The sequence below is a fragment of the Bacillus sp. FSL K6-6540 genome (assembly GCF_038007545.1).
Map to the genome: position 1 here is coordinate 3,417,942 of NZ_JBBOXH010000001.1, position 21,433 is coordinate 3,439,374.

Consider the following 21,433-nt stretch of genomic DNA (forward strand, 5'->3'; position numbering starts at 1 on the left):
CTCACCTTTTCATTTTTAATTTGACCTTGTTTTTGGCTTTGACTTGGGTAGGCCGCTTGGCCAATGTGGAAAAGGGAAGTCTTAGAAATACGTCTTTCCAGTCATACGGCTCGAATGGTGCGATGGGTGTTAGATAGGAGGAGCCGACACTCGTCAAGCCGCTTAAGTGAATGACCATATAGGCCAAGCCAAGCGCAAGTCCCATATTCCCCCACAAACCGGCCAATACGATAAGCCCGAAACGGAACAAGCGAAAAGATGCGCTCATAACATAGTTCGGGATGACAAAGGAAGCGATGGCCGAAGAGGCGACGGAGATGATCAGAATATTACTGGTTAATCCGGCTTGCACTGCCGCCTGGCCGATGACGATGCCGCCTACGATACCGATAGTCTGTCCAATCTTGGTAGGCAGCCTGGCCCCGGCCTCCCGCAGCAGCTCGATCGTCGTCTCCATGAGCAGCGCTTCGAAAATGGGAGGAAACGGCACTTTGCTTCTGGACTCCGTCAGCGTAAGGATCAGATTCTCGGGAATCATTTCATAGTGAAACGAGGTAACCGAGACATATAGGGCTGTCAACGTCACCGTTATCAAAAGGGCTGCAAACCTTAGGAACAAGGTCGCCGTACCAATGCTCCACCTCTGGTAATAATCGTCGGAAGACGAGAAAAATTCAAAAAAGTTGGCGGGCGCGCTAAAAGCAGTGGGACTTCCGTCCATAATTCCAACGACTCGTCCCGAAACCAGCTTGGAGGCAATGGTATCCGGCCGCTCTGAGGTCAAAAATTGCGCAAAAATCGAGTACGGATCATCGTCAATGCACTGGATCAGCATGTTTGTATCGTGAATGGCATCAATCTCTATAGCTTCGACCCGCTTAATTACTTCTTTGACGTATTTCTCATTCGCGATGTCCTGGATATACAGAACATAGATATCCGATTTCGTAACTTCGCCGACGGAAAGTTTGATGACCTTGAGATGAGAACTTTGCACTCTCTTCCGGATTAAAGACAGATTCGTATAGGCTTGTTCGGTAAACGCTTCGTGCGGTCCGATAATGATGGATTCCGTTTCGGATTCAGCCACCGTCCGGGATGTCGGGAAAATAACATCGATCATGAAAGCTTGATCTTCATAATAAAACGCGGCCATACCGCTTAGAATACCTTCCACATAGGTTTTCGAATCCGTTACATGCTCATATTGTGATTGCTCCGTCAACAAATCGAGCGGGTTGTCGGAATTCAAAATGGGAGGAAGCAGATCCCGTTCCAGCCGATCCTCATTGACCAAATGGCTGAAATACATAACATGAAGGCGCCCATGAAGATAGATCTTATGGACAAAGTCGGCCGAATCGTCAAACTGATCCGCAACATGCTTCAGCGTCAGCGAAACCTCTTCCTGGGGGTTGGGATCCTGTTGATTATATAGAGATGTGCCCGATTCAGAATGCTCATGAGTGACCAAAAAAATAGATTTTAATATCTGTTTCATCCCCACGCGTACTCACCTCGGATTCATGCATAGTCCGTCACAGTGTGTGTATTTTTCAAAGGAATTATCCAACGAATCCCAAGTCAGGAATAAGAAGAGCGTCCGCGGGAATCTTAGGATCAGGCAAGTCTGCCAATCTCTAGGAGGAGGAATTACATGCTGGGCACCCTTTTATTCGCTAGCATTTTGTCGCTCGGGGTCACACCCATTAATGATCAGGCGACTATGGAATCTTCGGAGTTTTCGTTTCAGCAAGCCATTTTTGAAAGCGGTGCCGAGCTTGCAGAGGAGGCGATAAGGGCTTGCGAGAAGCGTTTCGGCAGAGAAATCCAGCTCCCGCCGCAAGTGCCTGCCGTAGCTTTTACGCATCAATATGGTCGTTGTTATGGCACGCATGCCGGACTTGACGAGCATTTGGAGATCCATTATCGAAACGAATTTAAACCCGAGAACGACTACAGGATCGAGTTATATCCCGTTGAGAATAGACAGCAGCTGGAACACCTATCGTTTCAAGCATTAGAATTGACGGAGCAGACAACCGCTAAATTCTACAAGGGTCCGCTCAATACGCTGCAGCTGTTGGTATTTGAAAAGGCGGATTGGCAATATCTCATAACTACAGCAAATCGAGCTTCCACAGAGATCGGACAGCGTGAACTGACCGATATTGCTCAGTCTTTGATTCATGCCGTGAACAGAAGAGAGCCTGCCTATGCCAAGTGGGGAACCTTAGCCGTCACCGAAACCAAGCGGAAATATAATATGGACGTCGTGGATTATTTGTATATGGGCAGAACCAAGATATCCAGTGTTTTGGCGGAGGAGAAGTTCAAACTGTGGCTTAAGAAAGGGAACGTTGAATTCGGCGTCTATGTCACGGTTTCGTATCATCCGGTAACCGATCAGATTCTATCGATACGTTATGAGGAAATTTAGCTGAAAATAGCAATTGACGGCAGGAATAACGCCATTTTCAGGAAAAAATAAAGGGCGGCTTTGTTGAAAGTGATGTTTTCCTGCTGTTCAGACGCATGTATATGGTGTACCATATTTGGTGGAACTTGCCTCGTTGATTTCTTCAATATGCGCCAGTAATAGCGATTTAGGAGTGATTCGCTTTGTCGTTTTTAGTCCTTAAGCTCCTATTTGTTCCCTTGATATCGATTTTTATCATGGTATCGTCGGTCTATCTCGGTTATCACACGTCCATTCCTTTGATGCTGCTCACGGCAACTTTATTGTACGTATCCGTTGTTTTTGATCGAAAGTACGAATGGCTTCGTTATGTTCATTTTCTGTTTCTTGGGGCGTTTCACTATGTAAGTCAATTAAACTGGTGTATCCTCCTGTATTACATACTGATCATTAATACCATTCATAACAAAGAACGATTTAAGGAAACGATGCCGCTGTGCTTCCTGATCATTCTTCAGTATTCCTTAATCCGTCTGACTTACGTGCCGTTAACGAAATACAATGTTCTGGTCTCCGTGTTTGATTGTTTGGCTTCCTTTGTGATTGTGATTTCATTCCACTTTGTTAACTTTCTGGAATCGGAGAAGAAGAAATTATATAAGCAGAATGATTACTTAACGTACCATGATGCATTAACCGGTCTTCTGAATTATGACGGGTATTTGCATAAAGTCCAGCAGCTCATTGAGGTGAACAAGCCGTTTCAGCTGGTGCTGCTCGATATCAACAACTTTAAATCGTTAAATGCAAAGGACATTTCCACGGCAAATGAGATACTGATCAGATTCTCGCGTGCTCTGCGGAGATTATTCCTGAACGACATGCTGGCCGCCTCGCGCTATGCGGGAGACCGCTTTGCCGTACTGCTACCGGAGCATGTCAACATCGACAGCACCATGTTCAATTTTGAGCATATCGGCGTACAGGTGACGTATAGCATTACTTGCTACCCGCATGAAGCTTTAACGTATCAGGAGATCATCAGCACGGCGGAGGACCGGATTTTTCAAATGCGCCGCAATTCCTGGATGAGAAGCCAGGAGGAGATGATCCGTACGGAAAAAATGAAGATGGTGGGGGAGCTCGCTGCCGGAATGGCCCACGAGATACGCAATCCGCTGACTTCGATTAAAGGCTTTATACAGCTTTCCAAAAATCAAAGTTATAATATACAGCCCTGGTATGAGGTTATCATGGGGGAAATCACGCGGGTAGGGGAGCTGACGGCTGAATTTTTACATTTTTCTAAGCCCCATGCCAGCAATATGAGGGTTGAGTCCCTATCGGACTGCATGACGCGCGTTTACTCCTTATGTGAATCCGAAGCGGCCTCGCACGGACATGTGTTTCTGCTCGACTTAAGCGATGAGCCGATCCAAATCGTGATGGACCGGGACAAGATCATCCAGGTGCTGATCAATCTGATTCGTAATTCCTTCCAGGCGATGGAAAACACCGGTTCCGTTCGAATCTCGCTTAAAGCAGAAGAGGGGATGGCCGTTGTTCAGATCGAGGATACTGGCAAAGGGATCGCTGATGAAAATCTTGCCAAAATTTTCGATCCGTTCTATACGACCAAGGAAGAAGGGACGGGGCTCGGGTTGTCCCTCTGTCAGAAAATTGTAGAAGATCATGGCGGGAGAATTACAGTACATAGCGAACTGGGCATTGGCACAACGTTTACTTTGCGCATGCCCCTGTCCTAGTAAAAATGGTTGGTAATATCCAAAAAAATAACCTATGATAGGATAGTTGCTTAGCAATCAAGATGGATTGCCAGCAGCATATCACCCATGCATCAATGTGTTGCAAGAGAAAGGAAGTATCTGTCAGTATGTCGATTTCCACCAAAGAAACCGGTTCAGCCATGGTCCTGACTCGCGGAAAGAGGCTGCAGTTTGCCTTGATTCTCGGATCCCTATCGGCATTTGGACCGCTCTCCGTTGACATGTATTTGCCTGCACTGCCTAAACTTTCGGAAAGTTTAGGGTCGCCGGCATCGTTAGCCCAATTAAGCTTGACGGCATTTTTGCTTGGCCTGGCGCTTGGACAGCTCGTAGCCGGGCCGCTCAGCGATATACGGGGGAGAAAAGCACCACTGATCATATCTCTGATTATTTATTCGGTCACCTCCTTACTGTGCGCATTTGCACCGACGATTTGGGTTCTGGTTGCGCTCCGCTTCGTGCAGGGAGCCAGCGGAGCAGCCGGCATCGTCATATCCAGGGCGGTCGTGCGGGATTTATACACCGGCTCGGAGCTGACCAAATTTTTCACTTTACTGATGCTGATCAACGGATTGGCTCCAATTATCGCTCCTGTATTCGGAGCCTTTATTCTAAATTTTGTATCTTGGCGCGGCGTATTCGTCGTCCTGTTTTTGATTGGATTGCTTATGCTGCTTGCCGTATGGTTTGGTCTTCCGGAAACGTTGAACAAGGAGAATAGAGCCAGCGGCGGGATCAGGCAAACCTTTCAAACCTTCGGTACGCTGGTTCGGGATCGCGTGTTTATCGGATATGCGCTCTCCCAAGCGTTCGTATCGGCCGCGATGTTCGCTTATATCTCGGGATCGCCCTTCGTGCTGCAGGATATCTTCGGGGTGTCTCCTCAAACGTACAGCCTATTCTTTGCCGTTAACGGGGTTGGTATCGTACTATTCTCCCAAATTACCGGCAGATTGGCTTCCCGCACAGGAGAAACCAAACTTCTGACGACGGGACTTCTTATTGCAGCCTTTGGCGGCACATCGCTGCTTGCCATTACATGGCTTGGCGGCGGACTGTTTCTCATTGCGCCGATGCTGTTCCTGATCGTCTCTGCCGTAGGGATGGTTAGCGCAACGACAACATCCCTGGCGATGCAGAAGCAGGAAGCCCATACTTCAGGCAGTGCATCTGCATTGCTAGGCTTGCTGCCTTTGCTCTTAGGCGCCGCCGCAAGCCCTCTTGTCGGGCTTGGAGACGGAACGACGGCAGCTCCTATGGGCACCGTCATCGGGATCGCGGAATTGCTGGCCGTCAGTTCGTTTCTGTTTCTCGTCATGCCTATTAGCCGCAGGAAAGAGACACAAGTCTCTTTATAAGATCGTACTTTTGCAAAGAAGCTCGCACGATGAATGTGCGGGCTTCTTTTTTTTGTTAAGAAAACAATTCTGAATGAATTACCTAGAATGCAATCATAATACCAAAGAGATGTGTAAACGGGCATAGCAGGAAAAACGCACGAAGACGAGGAAAACACAAAGATAAAGCAGGTGAACCCACTTGAAATGGATGTCGGTCATTAGCCTACTGTTCATGCTCCTGCAAGGGACTGAACCGGAGAACGACAATTTAACGATTACCCAGGAAGGCAAAGTCATGGAAAGCGTGAATCGAAGCGAACATGCGCTTGATGTGTTCCCGCTGCTAGATATGGACAAATACGATCAATGGGTGGATAAACTTGATCGCAAGACCTATATGGAAGCCCGAAATGCCAAGATTGGCAGCAGCGGCCAGATCGTTCCGGGTCAGAACGGCCATCGTCTGGACCGCCGCAAGCTATTGGAACAATACTACTCGTATTGGTACGGCACCGGGGCTTCTTCCATCGAAGCGCCGAGGTATCCGATATATCCGAAAGTGGACACCGAGCTTCTGGCTTCCATTCGCGTCAAGCCGATCGGCTACTATGTAACCTATTTTAATTCCAATAACAAAAATCGTTCCCATAACATCTCGTTGGCTGCTCAAGCGATTGACAGCGCAGTCGTATTCCCCGGGGAAACGTTCTCGTTCAATGAGGTCGTCGGCATGAGAACGGCGGACAGGGGTTACAAACGTGCCGGCGTGATCGTAAGAGGCGAATTGTCCGAAGGAGTGGGGGGCGGAATCTGTCAGGTTTCTTCGACTCTGTATAATGCGATTGACCGTGCAGGTTTGCAGATTGTGAAGCGCTACTCTCACAGCCGGAACGTCCCTTACGTGCTGCCTGGTCGAGACGCTACGGTTAGCTGGGGAGGCCCAGATTTTGTCTTTGAGAACGCCTATAATCAACCCATCCTCATTCGGGCATTCGGGAACGGGGGAAGAATGACCGTAGCCATATACTCTTCGGAACTCATTGAATATAAGCCGCGCAATGTACCGAGCATATCCAACTGCCTGCCGGAGGAGACCAGTGACACCAAGCATAATCCGGTAAGCGGCGATTAATCCGAGATTGGATGAAACGATGCCGGTCGCGGACGGGACGACCTATACCATTGCATGCACATCCACAACACGAGAACGAGATCCACGGCATCGCCGCCGTAATACATCAGCATTCCACCAAGCTTTGCCTGCTCGAAAGGAACACCGTCGGGCGGATGGGCATATAAGTATTTGGAGAGTATCCCGTGTCCCGCCATGGCAATGATCAGGATGAACGCACGAAGCCGAAAGCTTCGGCGGTAGGGAACCACATCCACGTAGATCAAAGAAACCGTAAATAGATATCCGGCTGCAAACACATGAAAATGAACGGCTATATGAAGAATTAGGCTATGATGCATGGCCGTGAACAACCCGGTGGTGTAGAGGATCCATAAGCCGCCGATATTCAACAAAGCGGCCACCAATGGATGTGAGATACAATGGACGAGCTTGATCTTAAGCAATCGGCTAATTCTTCTTGCGACCGGCACTGGGACTGACCGAAGCAGAAGCGTCATTGGAGCTGAAAACGCAATCAGCAGTGGCCCCAGCATGCCGAGCAGCAAATGCCCAAGCATATGCACCGGGAAATTTGCAGGGGCAAGCCGGGCCAACGGGCCTGCCAGCGACAAGCCTATGCACGTCAATCCCGCAATCCAGCAAACATAACGATGGGCAGGCCATATGCGGTGGCGTCGATTGGAAACCGCAGCAGCTGTCCAATAGAGCAGAATTAGGCCCGCGAGGAAGGAAGTCAAAATCCATTCCCAAGGTTGCCATACAGCTGTCCCCTCGAACATATCGGCACCATGATGTTGAATCGAATGATGACTCATCTTAGGATGCGGCCTTCCGGGAAGGAACGCGGTTTCGAGTGCGTACAATGAGTATGATACCAGCGATGATCATGCCGGCAGCAATCAGATTCCAGACCCAGTCGTAGGGTCTGATATCGACGTAATAACGAATCTGATGCAGTCGCATCCACTTGTGCTGGATGATGCCGTCGTACAGCTGGAAAGCGCCACCGCCTAACAGAATGCCTCCAATCCATCGTTTAGCCCAAAACGCATTCCTTCGATGCAGATCGGCAATCAGGAACGAGGAGCCGATGGTAGCAAACCAGCTGAACGCATGAAACAGACCATCAGAGACAAGGCCGATATCGCTTGTAGACTTATCGTAGAAATGATGCCAATGCAGCAATTGGTGAAATACCACCTCATCGATAAATCCGACCAGCCCTAACCCGAACAAGATGCCGGCCCATAGGTTGCGTTCGGCGTAGTTTGAGCGCTGTGTTTGATTTTCATGGGTTTTAGAAGACTTCATTCGTCTCATCCTCTTCCGTTATAAAATTCTGAAGTCCATCGATTTACAAAGTGATACTTTCTAAGTTTACCCATTATTACCATATCAATAACTTAAACACCGGGTGGATAAAACGAGTAATATATATTATTCGCTTCGGTAAAGGACTAAAGCTCGTTGTTCATTAGTTAAATAGTTTACATAATGTTATATATGTTAACTGAATTGAACATATCCACAAACAAAAGGCGAACCACTTTTAGGGTTCGCCTTTTTACTAGGTGTAAATATATTCTCCTGGTTATTAAGAACGAAGTGAAATGGGGATCTCCTTCACGCCGCGCACGATCATACCCGGCCTCCATTCCAGATCGTCGATATTGCCCTGAAGCTCGAAATCGGGAAAGCGGCGTAGGAGCGTGTTTATCGCGATTTCACCTTCCAGCCTGGCGAGCGGTGCTCCGAGGCAGAGGTGTATTCCCTTGCCGAAGGCTAAGTGCTGGCTCTTCTCCCGGGTGATATCGAACAGATCGGGATCCTCGAATTGTATGGAATCGCGATTAGCGGAATTTAGGGCGATGACAACCAAGTCGCCTTTTTTCATATGGACACCGTGAAATTCCAAGTCCTCCGCGGCCCATCGTGAAGTGCTGAATTCAACGGGACCGTTGTAGCGAAGCATTTCTTCAATGGCGCCATGAATCCGTTCCGGCTGTTCCTGCAAAAGCTTCCGCTGCTCCGGATGCTCCAATAATGCAAGCACGCCATTGCCGATCAGGTTCACCGTCGTTTCATGTCCGGCTATGATCATCAGGGTAACGACGCCGTATAACTCCTGTTCGGATAAGCGGTCACCTTGGTTCTCGGCAATGACCAGCTGACTGATCATATCGTCGCCGGGCTGTTCGCGAACCTTGGCGAACCAGTCCCTCAAATAAGCGATGAATTCGTTCATATGCTGGACGACCTGCTCGTTCATTTCCTGATTGGAAGCGCCGATGATGGAATTGGACCATACCCGGAACTTGTCCTGATCCTCAGTAGGTACGCCGAGAATCTCGCTGATTACTATAATGGGAAGCTTAAAGGCATATTCGTCAATAAGATTCATGGTGTCTTTGGAGGAGACGGCATCCAACAGGCCGTCCGCGATCTCTTGAATATGGCTGCGCATATCCGCGATTCTCTGCGGCGTGAAACCCTTCTGGACCAATCCGCGAAGCCGTTTGTGATCCGGCGGATCGGAGAACAGCATATTGGTGCTGAACACGCTGGTCTGTTCCCCGCCCATTGCCTTCGTGACGTCCTTACTGAACCGGCCATCCTTGAGCGCTTCGACGGCTTCAGCGTAACTGCTGATCAGCCACCCATGACGACCATCCGGAAATTGCAGATTCATAATGGGATCGCTTTGCCTCAATTTCTCGTACACCGGATAAGGGTTATGGGTAAATTCCTTGGTAAACAATGCATTTTTCAGAGATTCGTTCACATTCATCGGTATGGTCTCCTCTCGAAAATGATAGTTTCATATCCAGTATAAGGGATAGCGATAAGGATAACCAATTTACGGTTGAATTGACGACAGTCTCCAGTTCCTTCAATCCATTCGTCGTTCCGGTGTAGCCGTGCATGTTGCCCATGAACAAGGGGAAATCAGTGCCTTTTGGTCTACTGACTACGCGCATCAATCTTTGATATATTGGATCATATCTGAAGGGAAGAAAGGGGGAAAATGCCGGTGAAATCCGTATCGGGGGAGAAGGCAGGGCTGTTGTTTCGTTTTTTTATACCGTATGCCGTCATTCTCGTAGGCTCCCTATTGGTAGGATGGTTTGCTTATGGAAAAACCTCGGAGCTGATTGAAAACGAAACGGTAAAGAGCACCTCTGCGGCACTGCAGCAAATTCAGGAAGCGCTGGATCAGCGATTTGCCGAAATCGAGAACATCGCACGGCAGATGTCGAGCGAATCGAAGATCCAATCCTTTCAATTCGAGAAAGAACCGTTTGCCGGCACAGGTCCATACCGTCTGTGGGATTTGGAAAAGAGCTTGTTTAACTACAAACTGTTTAATCATTTCATCGTGGATTATTACATCGCGTACAAGAACAGCAGCATGGTCATCTCTCCCCGCAAGGTGTATACGGCAGACCAGTATTATCGTTTGCTGCTGCGTTATGAAGGCCAATCGTTAAGCGAATGGAGGCAAGCATTGTTCGGGCAGTATCATTATAAAACGTATACGCCGGGACATTCGGTTGTTTATGAAGGCAAACCATACTCCGTCGTGAGTTATATGCAATCCTTCGGAAACAAAAGCAGCAGCGGGGTCGTTACGGTCCTGATTAACAATAGGCAGATCCAGGACATGCTCCGCAAAGTCGATCCGGAACAAGAGGGCTTTGCCTATATAGCGGATGCCAACGGAAACTTGATCAGCTCCATCGGTTTGAAAGAACAGGGTTTTATGAAAGCGCTTCCTATAAAAAGTGGCGATACCCATATCCAATGGAATGAACAGGAGATGCTTGTGACGCAATCCACATCCGAATACAACGGATGGAGCTATGTATCCGCTCAGCCTAAATCCGTGGTGCTCCAAAAGGTATATTATATCAAGCAGCTGACGTTAACCATCTTCGTTACAGCTCTGCTGTTGGGGTTAGGCGTGGCCGGTTATTTGGCATATCGAAGCAGCAGGCCGTTCCTCAAAATCCTTCAGCTGCTGCCTTCAACCCGATCGGAAGCAGCTCATGCTTCTTCGCGTAGCGCCGTTGATTATATCGGCCATTCCGTTTCCGAGCTGGTTGAAAGCCATGATTCGCTGAAGGAGCGGTTGGAGGAGCAGATTCCGATGCTGCGAAACGTTTTGGTTGACCGTCTTCTGAAAGGGAGCTTCACGTCGATGCAGGAGCTGGAGGCTGCCATGGAACACGCGCAGGTCCAGCTCCGGGGATCTCACCATGCGGTGGCGCTTCTTCATATTCGAGGATACCAAGAGCCCTTCATGGAAGAAATGCTGATGGAGCTCGATATCGTCAAAATCAACATCCGCGACCGGATTCAATCATTATGCGGAGAAGGGGCGCTGCTGCATGACTTTGGAGAAAATCAATTGGTTCTGGTCCTGTCGGGAACGGCAGCGGATAAAGCGGAATTCACGATACACATGCGTGCACATCTACAGTCGATTTATGAGCATTTGATTGGAATTTCCGGCACGGGCCTGTACATGGCTGTAGGCGAGATCCGGTCCAATATTGCCGAGCTGTATCGTTCCTACGGGGAGGCCAAGTTTGTCCTGCATCATGCGGGATGGAGCGAGAAGTCTCCTATCTTCTACCATGCTGAGATGGTAATGCCGGCCTTTTCCTATTATTACCCGGCAGACGAAGAGATGCGGTTAATCCAGCTCGTGAAAGCCGGCAATCTGGATGAGACAAGGCAGCTTTTTCGGCAGATCAAGGAGAAGAACAGGTCGGATCGGCAAATGCCGATGGCCGTTGAGAAGCTCCTTGTCCAGGAGCTTAGCGGTACCCTGATGAAGTGCAACGAACAGACAGGGAATGATGGAAGCCACAGAACGGAGGAAACGGATGCCGTCATGCGAGCGTTAAATCCCGAGTTATCCCCTGCTGAAGCCATGAATATTCTCTATGCCGCTTTCGTTCGCCTCTGTCAGAAGAACGAGGAGAGGAAGAAGAGCCATAATGCTCATTTAACGAACCGGCTGCTGAGCTATATCGAGAAGCACTATGTGGAGAGCGATCTGAGTTTATCCGCGCTCGCCCGGGAAACCCACACTTCCGAAGCTTATGTATCGTACTTCTTCAAGGAGCAGACGGGCTTGAATTTCTCGGAGTATCTCGAGAAGCTCCGAATGGATGAGGCAAAGCGGGAGTTGGCAACGAGCGATAAGCCGGTCAGCGACATCGCTGCAGCTTGCGGCTATTTATCACTCAACACCTTCAGCCGGGCGTTTAAACGCGTAAACGGGATAAGCGCCACCGAGTACAGACGTCTTCAACGGACCGGAGATTATGCTTAATCTAAAGAAATGCGTACTGCCGGATTGATGAATAACAGCCCATTCTAAAATTCTGAATAGTTGACCGAAAACATGAAGATTTACGCGGAACAAGCCGGCTGTATATACTCCAATCACGGACCGGATCGGGACGAATCCCATTGAAGATTGGAGTGGTAACTGCTGAGTGGCTGGAAGAGTATCATCCGCAGCTGGCAATTGTACGCGCTTTTTTTGCTCCCGTTATTGTACATCATCATCTTCAAGTATGTGCCGATGTACGGCGCGCAGATTGCGTTTAAAGAGTTCAACGTCACAAAAGGAATCAGTGGCAGTCCATGGGTCGGATTTGCCCAGTTCGAACGTTTCTTCCAATCGCATGAATTTTGGCGTTTGCTCAAGAATACGTTCTCGATCAGCTTGTACACGCTGATAGCCAGTTTTCCGTTTCCCATTCTGCTCGCGCTCGGTTTGAATTATGTTAGAAACCGGCGTTTCAAGAACACCGTCCAGATGGTTACATACGCGCCTTATTTCATCTCTCTGGTCGTACTGGTGGGCTTGATGCTGCAGTTTATGGACCCGAGAACGGGACTCATCAATACGATGCTCGGCTGGATCGGCGCAGGTCCGTATCATTTCATGGCGGAGGCCTCCTGGTTTCAGTCGATCTACGTGTGGTCCCATATTTGGCAGAACGTCGGGTTTTCCTGCATCATCTTTTTGGCAACGCTTTCAGGCATTGATCCGGCACTCCATGAAGCAGCCGTCATCGACGGCGCTTCGAAGATGCAGCGGATGCGCCATATTGACCTGCCGGGCATTATGCCCATCGCCATCATTCTGCTCATTCTGAATACGGGTCAAATGCTGGAAACCGGCTTCGAGAAAATACTGTTAATGCAGAATGCGCTGAATTTGCGATCATCTGAGGTCATCGACACGTATGTGTACAAGGTTGGGCTGGTATCCCAAGCGATGAATTTCTCTTATGCCACGGCGATTGGCTTGTTTAAAGCGATCATCGGCTTCGTGCTGCTGCTGATCGTGAATCAGACGGCCAAAAAGCTGAAGCAGGAAAGTCTTTGGTAAGGAAGGGAGGACATGTATGCAATCACCTGCCATGAAGGAATCCGGCTCGGACCGCGTTTTTACGGTGGTGAACTACGTCATTTTATCCGTTTTCTTAATCGTTGTGTTATATCCGTTGATTTATGTGGTCAGTGCTTCGTTCAGTTCCAGCAGCGCGGTTTTATCGGGAAAGGTATGGCTGTGGCCCGTCGAACCGACGCTCGAGGGGTACCGTGCGGTGTTCAAAAACACGATGGTCGCCAAAGGCTTCATGAACACGCTGTTCTATACGCTGGCAGGCACCTCGATTAATCTTATTCTGTCCGTCATGGCGGCTTACCCGCTATCACGCAAAGATTTTCGTGGGCGCGGCCTGTTCATGCTGCTGTTTGTGTTCACGATGCTGTTTAATGGGGGACTGATACCGACCTACCTGCTGGTGAAGGATCTCGGCATGATTGACACGGTATGGTCGATGCTCATTCCCGGCGCGCTGTCGGTGTGGAACGTGATCATCATGCGGACCTACTTCCAGACGACAATCCCTACGGAATTGCTGGAGGCTTCGCAGCTGGACGGCTGTACGGATTTCCGGTTCCTGTGGCGCATCGTGCTGCCGCTTTCGGGTCCCATCCTGGCCGTCATCGCTTTATTCTATGCCGTCGGCCACTGGAACCAATATTTCAACGCCATGATCTATTTAAAAAGCGCGGATTTGTACCCGCTGCAGCTGGTGCTCCGCGACATTCTGGTGCAGAACGAGGTCAATATCGAAATGCTCGGAGACGCCAAAACCGCGGCGGCCCGGCAAGGGCTGCGCGAGCTGCTGAAATATTCGCTGATCGTGGTGACATCGGTTCCACTGCTGATCATTTATCCGTTCCTGCAGAAGTTTTTTGTCAAAGGGGTCATGATCGGTTCGTTAAAAGGATAATACATCCATCATTTCAGGAGGGCGGGACGTTATGAGAAAAAGAACGCGGGTTATTATGGGTGCTATCACCGCATTCAGTATCCTTCTTGCAGGCTGTACCGGGTCAAAGGGCCCGAAAGGCGCAGATGAACCACAAAATACGGGTACCGAGACAATCGCATTGTCCGAACCGGGAACCTATCCGCTGGTTCAAGAGAAAACCACTTTGAAGGTGATGGTGCGGGGGAATCCGCTGGTCGAGAATTTCGAAACGAACGATTTCACCAAATGGTACGAAGAAAAAACGAATGTGCACATCGAGTGGGAGGTCGTTCCGGAGCAGAGCATGCAGGAAAAGTTGAATCTCGTTCTTGCCAGCGAGGACTACCCCGATGTCATCCTGGGATTGAACATATCGCCGGCGCAGCAGATGATTTACGGCTCGCAGGGCGCCTTTCTCCCGTTGAATGATCTGATCGAGAAGCAGGGGCCGAACACCAAGAAATTGTTCCAGGACAATCCGGAGATCCAATCCACGATTACCGCGCTGGACGGCAATATCTATGCGCTTCCGGAAGTGAATGAATGCTACCACTGCTCCATGAGCCAGAAAATGTGGATTTATGAGCCTTGGCTGAAGAAACTCAACCTAAAGATGCCGGAAACCACCGATGAGCTGTACGAGGTGCTGAAGGCCTTCAAAGAACAGGACCCGAACGGAAACGGAATCCAGGATGAAATTCCGCTGTCGATTTCACCGAAATCCTGGAGCTCCTCCATCGATGCGTTCCTGTTGAACTCTTTCATTTATAATCCGGTTTACGGCTCAAGTTACAAGCATATATTCATAAAAGACGACAAGCTCGACGTCGCCTTCAACAAACCGGAGTGGAGGGAAGGGTTGCGGTATATGAACAAGCTGTATGCCGAGGGGCTGGTCGCTCCGGAGTCATTCACGCAGGATGACAATCAGCTGATCCAGATCGGGGAGAATCCCGATACGGTCATTCTGGGTGCTTCAACCGGCGGCCACCAGGGTATATTTACCCAACTCCTCGGCGAAAGCGGCAGATGGTTGGAATATAAGACGGTGCCGCCGCTCAAAGGACCGAACGGCGTTCGTTATGCGGCTCTCGATTCCACCGGATTAAACCCGGGTGCGTTCGTCATCACGAAAAAGGCCAAGCATCCTGAGCTTGCCCTGCGCTGGGCAGATGGTCTGTACGAGCGGGAGCATACGCTGCGCAGCGTCTATGGCCGTCCGGATCAGGAATGGAGGGAAGCGAAGGACGGAGAGGTCGGCATCAACGGGGAGCCTGCGGTCTGGTCTGAGCTAAAATCATACGGTACGGTGCAAAATATTGCCTGGATACAAACCGGCCCGAGTTTGCGGACAAATGATTTCCGCCTGAGCGCCGTTGCCAAAGGAGACGACGATCTGGAAGTCGTATTGTACAACGAGACGAAAAATAAATACGAACCTTACAAACCAACCGATGTCAGCACCGTTCCGCCGTTGTTTTTGACAAACGAGCAGGCGTCCGAGGTAGCGGATCTGTCCAAAACGATCAACGATTACGTGGATGAAATGATGGCACGCTTCGTGATTGGCGATGCCGATCTGGATAAAGACTGGGACGGCTACGTGAAGCAGCTGGAGGCCATGAATGTAGCCCGCTATCTGGAAATCTACCAGGAAGCTTACGATGGAAGAAGCAAATAAAGGAGGTATCATGCAATGAGGGTTGGTGTAAGCACCTACAGCTTGCTGCCGGCTATCCGTGCAGGCGAGATGACGGTGCTGGATGTGGTGGATTGGATCGCGGAGAACGGCGGACAGCATATGGAGATCGTACCCTATGGATTTACGCTGGAGGACAATCCCGGACTTGCCGATGCGGTGCGTGAACGGGCGGCCGAAGCCGGCATCGCATTATCCAATTATTCCATGCCCGCTAATTTCGTCCAGGAGAGCAGAGACGACTTCGATGCGGAGGTCGAACGAATCAAGCGCCACGTGGATACGGTCAACCGGCTGGGAATGAAGCATATGCGGCATGACGTAACGGCGTTCACGCTGCCGTCGGAGAAGATGGGCATCGATTACGTGGAAACCCATCTGGACATGATCGTGGAAGGCTGCCGTCAAATCGCGGATTACGCGGCCAAGCACGACATCACGACCACAATCGAGAACCATGGCGTGAGCGTGCAGGCAAGCGACCGGGTACAGCGCGTGCTGCAGGCTGTCGACCGTCCGAACTTCAAGACGACCTTGGATATCGGCAACTTTCTATGCGTTGACGAGCAGCCGCTGGTCGGCGTGAAACGCAACTTGCCGCTGGCCTCGCTCGTCCACGTGAAAGACTTCTATTATCGTCCGTATGATCAGGATCCGGGCGGGGGGAAGTGGTTCAGAACGTCCCATGGCAATTACCTGCGAGGCTCCATCTTCGGGCAGGGGGATCTGGATGTGCGGCGAATCCTTCGACTCATTAAAGAATCCGGTTATGACGGGGATATTACGCTGGAATTCGAGGGCATGGAGGAGTGCAGGGAAGGAACCCGATTGGGTTTGGACAATCTGAAGCGGTTATGGGAGGAAGCGTGACAGGAGAAGCGCCAGATTATTTAAACGAAACCATTATAATACACAGGCCTGCCATGGAGAAAATCCGGGCAGGCCTGTTTGCGCAAAGCGGCAACCGAAAGCAGCTCAGTACGAACCGATAATCACCTATATCTACTAAAAATGGATTCGGGAAGGAACAAAGACGATGCCATAGCCCAATTTCAGTGATTGACAATTTATGGGTTGCGTTTAGTATTAAACTGAAGGACAAAATTCATGGTGAATTTCACCAGCCAAGGGGGATAATATGAACCAAACTACCGTTCCTTATAACGAGATTGAGCCTAAGCTGCAGACCGGAGATATTCTGCTCGCTCATGGGGTAGCCAAGGGAAGTCTTCGAATTGAAGCACTGGAACATTGTCCGTGGTCACATGTTGCGATGGTCGTACGCGCTCCGAACGATGAAGTGCTGTTATGGGAATCCACGTCGCTCAATAATTTGGAGGATACGTGGTTACATATCAAGAAATCAGGTCCTCAGCTCGTGAAGTTACGCGATCGATTGTCAACCGATCTCAGCAACCATTACGATACGATGTTTGCGATCCGTCATCTGCATGCAGATCGAACACCCGAAATGTACGAGCAGCTGGATCATTTTATCGAGCAGGTGCATGATGCCGTGTTTCCGGATAAAAAACAGATGTATTGGGAGATCATCGAAGGCAAGTTTGGCATCACTACTTCGTTCCGCGACTTCTTCTGCAGCAAACTTGTAGCGGAAACCTATATCCAACTAAAGCTGTTGTCCCCCGCTAAAGCACCCAACAGTTACGAACCCAAAGATTTTACATCCAAGCGACATCTTCGTCTGCTGGGGAATGCCCGGTTAGGCGATGAAATTTATATCGATGTTGCGTCCATTCTCGCATGAGATGGCGTAAACACGCGGCTGCCCTGTTTTTTTTTACCTGATCCTATCTTTAGCCGGCCATTCGGATATGGCAACTGCGAAGTCGTCCGTGAGTGTGCAGAACGGTGAGCTTCAGCTGGAAGGATGGGATTTCGGCACAGAGGGGTCCGTTGCGCTGAACGGAAAGTGGGCATTTTATTGGAACCAACTGCTGGATCCGGACGATCTGAAACAGGGGACACTTCCTGCCGTAAGCGCATACGTCGATATGCCCGAGTATTGGACGAATTATACATTGAACGGCAGAAAGCTTCCAGCCGACGGATATGCAACGTATCGTTTGACGATTAGCGGGCTTGATTCTGAAGAGCCGATTGCACTCAAACTGCGAAACATCTATTCGTCATACGCCCTATGGGTCAACGATACCCTGGCGGCATCGGCGGGTAAACCTGGATCTACGCACGAGGCATCCATTCCGAAGTATGGTCCGTCTGTAGTCGTACCCGTTAAGCCGGACTCGGACGGACGATTGACGCTTCTGGTTCAGGTCGCCAATTATACGTATCCCAAAGGCGGGATTAATAACGCTATTGAGCTTGGAGATGCCAAGCAGCTGCAGCAGGAGAAGTCGGTAGAGCTTGTAAGAGACAGTCTTGTGATCGGTTCACTGCTGGTGATCGGTGTGTATCATATTATCTTGTACGTGCTCAGACGCAACGACGTAACTCCGCTGTATTTCGGATTGTTCTGTATGTGCATTGCCGTCCGAACGATGCTGGTGGGTTCAAGATTTATACTGGAAATATTCCCAGCGTTCTCATGGGTTTGGTTTGCAAAAGTATCGTATTTAACGATTTACGTCGGCGAATTATTTTTGATCTCATATATATATCACTTGTTTCCTCAATTTCTATCCCGCAAGGTATGGCGTTTGACGCAGTTTTTCACGATATTTTTGACCTTACTGGTGCTTACAACAGATATCCGGGTGTATGATTATTCACTGATCCCATTTCAGATCTATTCCATCGGGCTTGTTCTCTATGCCGTCTATGCATCCATTCGGTTAGCAAGGCAAAGACAAGAAGGGGCTGTCCTCCTCATCGTCGGATTCAGCCTGATTTTCCTGACAGCGGTCAATGATACCTTAAACCGTAAAGGAGTCTTTACTACGCCAGCGTTGCTGCAGTTCGGTGTGCTCGGGTTTGTATTTTTGCAGGCATTATTGCTGTCCATGAAATCCTCTCGGGCTTTTTTCCAAGTGGAGCGTTTGTCGGAGCGTTTGTTGACATTAGACAAACTGAAGGATGAATTTTTGGCGAAAACCTCGCATGAGCTGCGTACTCCGCTGCATGGCATTATCGGTCTGGCCGATGCCTTGATCGACGGAAGCTCCGGCAAACTGCCATCGCCTGTCATCGATCTTTTGCGGCTCATGAAGGTCAGTGGCCAGCGGCTTGCCCATTTGGTAAACGATATATTGGATTTCTCAAAGCTCAAGCACCAGGAGATCGGTTTGGTCCTCGTGACGGTTAACTTGCGTCTGGCCGTCGAGCTGACCCTTCAAGTGCTCAACCCATTGGCCGAGAAGAAAGGGCTCCGGCTATCCCATCAATTGCCGGACGATATGTACGTGATGGCCGACGAGAATCGATTGCAGCAAATATTGCATAATTTAATTGGAAATGCGATCGCTTACACGGAAACCGGGACGGTTACCGTCACGGCAAAGAGGCTGCAAGGACAAGTTTCGGTTCAGATAACCGATAGCGGAATCGGTATCTCAGAAGCTGATCTGGACCGTATTTTTGAATCATTCGAGCAGATTAATCCTCTGGATCGATCTCAACAAGGCGGTACGGGGATCGGGCTCTCGATTACTAAGAAGCTAGTCGAACTGCATGGCGGAAGGATTGGAGTAACCTCCGGTGTTGGAGAAGGCTCAACGTTCAGCTTTACGCTCCCCATGGCTGGCGAAGGAGAGCCGAAGGGCCCTCCTCTGCCCGTCGCAGATTACATTCCGACGGAGTCATTTCCTCAATGGGAGATCGTTGAGCCTGAGCGGGAGGCAGCCCACTCCAATAAACAACTGCCTTCAGTGCTCATCGTGGATGACGATCCGATTAACGTCCAGGTCCTCTTGCAGTTCCTGGCGGGAAAATATTCACTCAGGTCGACATGCAGCGGACAAGAGGCCCTGGAATGGATCCAGAATGGATACAAACCGGACATCGCGCTTCTCGATGTCATGATGCCGTACGTATCCGGACTCCAATTAGGTGAAGAAATACGCAGGCATTACAATTCTGGCGAATTGCCTGTCATCTTCCTCAGCGCAAAAAGTCAAATGACGGATTTGGTTGCCGGTTTTGAACACGGCGGTAATGATTATCTTGCGAAACCCGTCGACAAGCAGGAGCTGTTGGCACGCCTTGAACTGCATCTCCAACTGGCACGCTGGAATGCAACGCTGGAACGCGAAGTGGAGGCGAGGACCATTGAGCTTGAGCATTCTTTGGAAGAACGGGCCAGAGCATTGTCGGAGATATCCGTGCTCGCCGAGCGGAACCGAATTGCCGGCGATATTCACGATCACGTAGGACATATTCTAACAGCCAGCGTCGTTCAGTTAGAGCTCGGTCTGAAAATGTCTTCGCAGAACGCACCGGAATCGACGGAGAAATTGAAGCATGCGTCCGACCTGCTCCGCAAAGGGCTTCATGAAATGCGGAAATCCGTGCATATGCTTGCCGAGGAAGCGGCTGCTTCAGCAACGTTCCGGGACTCCTTGCTGCAAATCATTAACGACTCCCAGCAATATGCGGAAGTCAACGTGGAGCATAAGATTGAAGTCTCCGACGGAAGTCTTGAGCCGGAGGCCGAGAAGTTGATCCGCCATGCCTTGCAGGAGGGAATCACGAACGGTATTCGTCACGGCCAATGCACGTTCTTCCGGTTTGAGTTGATCGAGACAGAAGACGCTATCCAGTTTACGCTCGAAAATAACGGACTGCCCTTTACGTCCGAACGGCTTGGATTCGGATTGACCATGATGCGCCAAACGACCCGGCGAAGGGGCGGTACCTTCCAGGTCAGCACGAAGGATGGAGCAGGCTGTGTGTTATTACTCACCATGCCCCGTTCCGCGCTTAAGGAGTGATCAGAAATGTCAAGCATAAGCATACTTATTGCAGAGGATCAAACTATTGTCCGTGAAGGCCTAGAGACCATTATCAATATGGAGCCCGAAATGGAGGTCGTTGCTACGACGGACAATGGGCAGACCGCTTGCGAGCTGGTGGAGCAGCTGCGTCCTCAGCTTGTGTTAATGGACATCGAAATGCCGGTTATGAACGGTATTGCGGCAACGCACCAGATTAAGCAGTCCAATCCGGATACGATCGTGCTGATCCTCACGACGTTCACCGAAGAGGATTTCATTATAGAGGCACTGGCCAAAGGAGCATCCGGATATTTGCTTAAAGACTTTACGTCCCAAAAAATCATTGCCTCGATCCGCGAGGCGATTCGTGGCGAGCTGATGCTCCCTTCGAAGGTGGCGGCAAAGTTGGCGGCCCGGTTAAGAACGACCGGAGTTCCACAGTTTCCGGTGCAGAATTATAATCTGACACCCAGGGAATTGCAGATTGCAAAGCTGATGACGGAATATAAGAACAACCGCGAAATCGCCGATATGTTATATATCACGGAAGGTACGGTTCGCAACTACATCAGCGTCATCTATGAGAAAATCGGCATGAATGACCGGACCAAGGCGATTCCGCTGCTCAAGCAGGCACTTAGGGATCCGGATTGATTAAGGCAAGAACACCGCTTTCAATGAAAGCGGTGTTTTTTTGTCATGTGTTTCTATGAGTATAGGGTTTGGCAGTCTATCGAAACAGTTACTTCTGTCATATATTAGCCATACACCTGTCATGCTTTTGTCATGATTCG

At 49.7% G+C, this 21,433-nt stretch carries 16 protein-coding genes; 12 read left to right on the forward strand and 4 right to left on the reverse strand.

The features are described from left to right. Nucleotide 1: 1 nt before the first annotated feature. Nucleotides 2–1,501 carry a spore germination protein gene (locus tag MHH82_RS15190; protein WP_340966538.1) on the reverse strand — a complete coding sequence of 500 codons (1,500 nt, stop codon included), beginning with the start codon at nucleotides 1,499–1,501 and terminating at the stop codon, nucleotides 2–4. A 156-nt stretch (nucleotides 1,502–1,657) separates the two neighbouring features. Here MHH82_RS15190 and MHH82_RS15195 point away from each other — a divergent pair, with 156 nt between their 5' ends. The 4 genes from MHH82_RS15195 to MHH82_RS15210 all read left to right on the forward strand — a co-directional run bounded on the left by MHH82_RS15195 (nucleotide 1,658) and on the right by MHH82_RS15210 (nucleotide 6,678). After that, nucleotides 1,658–2,440, forward strand: a complete 783-nt coding sequence (locus tag MHH82_RS15195; protein ID WP_251495528.1) for a YqzG/YhdC family protein — start codon at nucleotides 1,658–1,660, stop codon at nucleotides 2,438–2,440. 182 nt (nucleotides 2,441–2,622) lie between these two features. Beyond that, the gene (locus MHH82_RS15200) at nucleotides 2,623–4,185 is read left to right on the forward strand and encodes an ATP-binding protein (protein WP_145036283.1); all 1,563 of its coding nucleotides are present in this window, start codon (nucleotides 2,623–2,625) and stop codon (nucleotides 4,183–4,185) included. Nucleotides 4,186–4,313: 128 nt separating this feature from the next. Next, a complete protein-coding gene (locus MHH82_RS15205; protein WP_015735193.1) occupies nucleotides 4,314–5,564 on the forward strand; it encodes a multidrug effflux MFS transporter in 1,251 nt (416 codons plus the stop codon). A 190-nt stretch (nucleotides 5,565–5,754) separates the two neighbouring features. Beyond that, the gene (locus MHH82_RS15210; RefSeq protein ID WP_340969984.1) at nucleotides 5,755–6,678 is read left to right on the forward strand and encodes a VanW family protein; all 924 of its coding nucleotides are present in this window, start codon (nucleotides 5,755–5,757) and stop codon (nucleotides 6,676–6,678) included. On the opposite strand, the gene MHH82_RS15215 is transcribed toward MHH82_RS15210, so the two are convergent. The 3 genes from MHH82_RS15215 to MHH82_RS15225 form a co-directional block, all read right to left on the reverse strand. Then, on the reverse strand, nucleotides 6,675–7,496 hold the full coding sequence (locus MHH82_RS15215; RefSeq protein WP_340966544.1) for a cytochrome c oxidase assembly protein: 822 nt from the start codon (nucleotides 7,494–7,496) through the stop codon (nucleotides 6,675–6,677). The genes MHH82_RS15210 and MHH82_RS15215 overlap by 4 nt on opposite strands. 1 nt (nucleotide 7,497) lies before the next feature. Beyond that, nucleotides 7,498–7,992, reverse strand: a complete 495-nt coding sequence (locus tag MHH82_RS15220) for a DUF2243 domain-containing protein (protein WP_251495535.1) — start codon at nucleotides 7,990–7,992, stop codon at nucleotides 7,498–7,500. Between the two features lie 283 nt (nucleotides 7,993–8,275). Next, nucleotides 8,276–9,469: a cytochrome P450 family protein gene (locus tag MHH82_RS15225; protein WP_340966546.1), complete on the reverse strand. Its 1,194-nt coding sequence runs from the start codon at nucleotides 9,467–9,469 to the stop codon at nucleotides 8,276–8,278. A 237-nt stretch (nucleotides 9,470–9,706) separates the two neighbouring features. On the opposite strand from MHH82_RS15225, the gene MHH82_RS15230 reads away from it, so the two are divergent. The 8 genes from MHH82_RS15230 (at nucleotide 9,707) to MHH82_RS15265 (ending at nucleotide 21,293) form a co-directional block, all read left to right on the forward strand. Beyond that, nucleotides 9,707–12,022, forward strand: a complete 2,316-nt coding sequence (locus MHH82_RS15230) for a helix-turn-helix domain-containing protein (RefSeq protein WP_340966549.1) — start codon at nucleotides 9,707–9,709, stop codon at nucleotides 12,020–12,022. Nucleotides 12,023–12,220: 198 nt separating this feature from the next. Beyond that, nucleotides 12,221–13,093 (forward strand): ABC transporter permease, encoded by an 873-nt coding sequence (locus MHH82_RS15235; RefSeq protein ID WP_015735199.1) that lies wholly within the window; start codon nucleotides 12,221–12,223, stop codon nucleotides 13,091–13,093. A gap of 16 nt (nucleotides 13,094–13,109) precedes the next feature. Next, the gene (locus tag MHH82_RS15240; RefSeq protein ID WP_036663069.1) at nucleotides 13,110–14,006 is read left to right on the forward strand and encodes a carbohydrate ABC transporter permease; all 897 of its coding nucleotides are present in this window, start codon (nucleotides 13,110–13,112) and stop codon (nucleotides 14,004–14,006) included. Nucleotides 14,007–14,037: 31 nt separating this feature from the next. Further along, nucleotides 14,038–15,708, forward strand: coding sequence for an ABC transporter substrate-binding protein (locus MHH82_RS15245; protein ID WP_340966552.1), 1,671 nt, complete (start codon nucleotides 14,038–14,040; stop codon nucleotides 15,706–15,708). Nucleotides 15,709–15,723: 15 nt separating this feature from the next. After that, complete coding sequence (locus MHH82_RS15250) at nucleotides 15,724–16,596, forward strand: sugar phosphate isomerase/epimerase family protein (protein ID WP_036663065.1); 873 nt, start codon at nucleotides 15,724–15,726, stop codon at nucleotides 16,594–16,596. A 268-nt stretch (nucleotides 16,597–16,864) separates the two neighbouring features. Beyond that, nucleotides 16,865–17,494 carry a hypothetical protein gene (locus MHH82_RS15255; protein ID WP_036663062.1) on the forward strand — a complete coding sequence of 210 codons (630 nt, stop codon included), beginning with the start codon at nucleotides 16,865–16,867 and terminating at the stop codon, nucleotides 17,492–17,494. A gap of 67 nt (nucleotides 17,495–17,561) precedes the next feature. Continuing rightward, on the forward strand, nucleotides 17,562–20,636 hold the full coding sequence (locus MHH82_RS15260) for an ATP-binding protein (RefSeq protein WP_340966554.1): 3,075 nt from the start codon (nucleotides 17,562–17,564) through the stop codon (nucleotides 20,634–20,636). A 6-nt stretch (nucleotides 20,637–20,642) separates the two neighbouring features. Beyond that, the gene (locus MHH82_RS15265) at nucleotides 20,643–21,293 is read left to right on the forward strand and encodes a response regulator transcription factor (protein ID WP_015735205.1); all 651 of its coding nucleotides are present in this window, start codon (nucleotides 20,643–20,645) and stop codon (nucleotides 21,291–21,293) included. Nucleotides 21,294–21,433 lie beyond the last annotated feature (140 nt).

What these genes read in the sequence shown, in the direction of transcription:
- MHH82_RS15210 (WP_340969984.1), top strand. Translation starts at nt 5,755, where the DNA reads ATGTCGGTCATTAGCCTACTGTTCATGCTCCTGCAAGGGACTGAACCG.
- MHH82_RS15190 (WP_340966538.1), bottom strand. Translation starts at nt 1,501, where the DNA reads ATGAAACAGATATTAAAATCTATTTTTTTGGTCACTCATGAGCATTCT.
- MHH82_RS15205 (WP_015735193.1), top strand. Translation starts at nt 4,314, where the DNA reads ATGTCGATTTCCACCAAAGAAACCGGTTCAGCCATGGTCCTGACTCGC.
- MHH82_RS15220 (WP_251495535.1), bottom strand. Translation starts at nt 7,992, where the DNA reads ATGAAGTCTTCTAAAACCCATGAAAATCAAACACAGCGCTCAAACTAC.
- MHH82_RS15215 (WP_340966544.1), bottom strand. Translation starts at nt 7,496, where the DNA reads ATGAGTCATCATTCGATTCAACATCATGGTGCCGATATGTTCGAGGGG.
- MHH82_RS15240 (WP_036663069.1), top strand. Translation starts at nt 13,110, where the DNA reads ATGCAATCACCTGCCATGAAGGAATCCGGCTCGGACCGCGTTTTTACG.
- MHH82_RS15245 (WP_340966552.1), top strand. Translation starts at nt 14,038, where the DNA reads ATGAGAAAAAGAACGCGGGTTATTATGGGTGCTATCACCGCATTCAGT.
- MHH82_RS15225 (WP_340966546.1), bottom strand. Translation starts at nt 9,469, where the DNA reads ATGAATGTGAACGAATCTCTGAAAAATGCATTGTTTACCAAGGAATTT.
- MHH82_RS15195 (WP_251495528.1), top strand. Translation starts at nt 1,658, where the DNA reads ATGCTGGGCACCCTTTTATTCGCTAGCATTTTGTCGCTCGGGGTCACA.
- MHH82_RS15260 (WP_340966554.1), top strand. Translation starts at nt 17,562, where the DNA reads ATGGCAACTGCGAAGTCGTCCGTGAGTGTGCAGAACGGTGAGCTTCAG.
- MHH82_RS15230 (WP_340966549.1), top strand. Translation starts at nt 9,707, where the DNA reads ATGCCGGTGAAATCCGTATCGGGGGAGAAGGCAGGGCTGTTGTTTCGT.
- MHH82_RS15250 (WP_036663065.1), top strand. Translation starts at nt 15,724, where the DNA reads ATGAGGGTTGGTGTAAGCACCTACAGCTTGCTGCCGGCTATCCGTGCA.
- MHH82_RS15255 (WP_036663062.1), top strand. Translation starts at nt 16,865, where the DNA reads ATGAACCAAACTACCGTTCCTTATAACGAGATTGAGCCTAAGCTGCAG.
- MHH82_RS15265 (WP_015735205.1), top strand. Translation starts at nt 20,643, where the DNA reads ATGTCAAGCATAAGCATACTTATTGCAGAGGATCAAACTATTGTCCGT.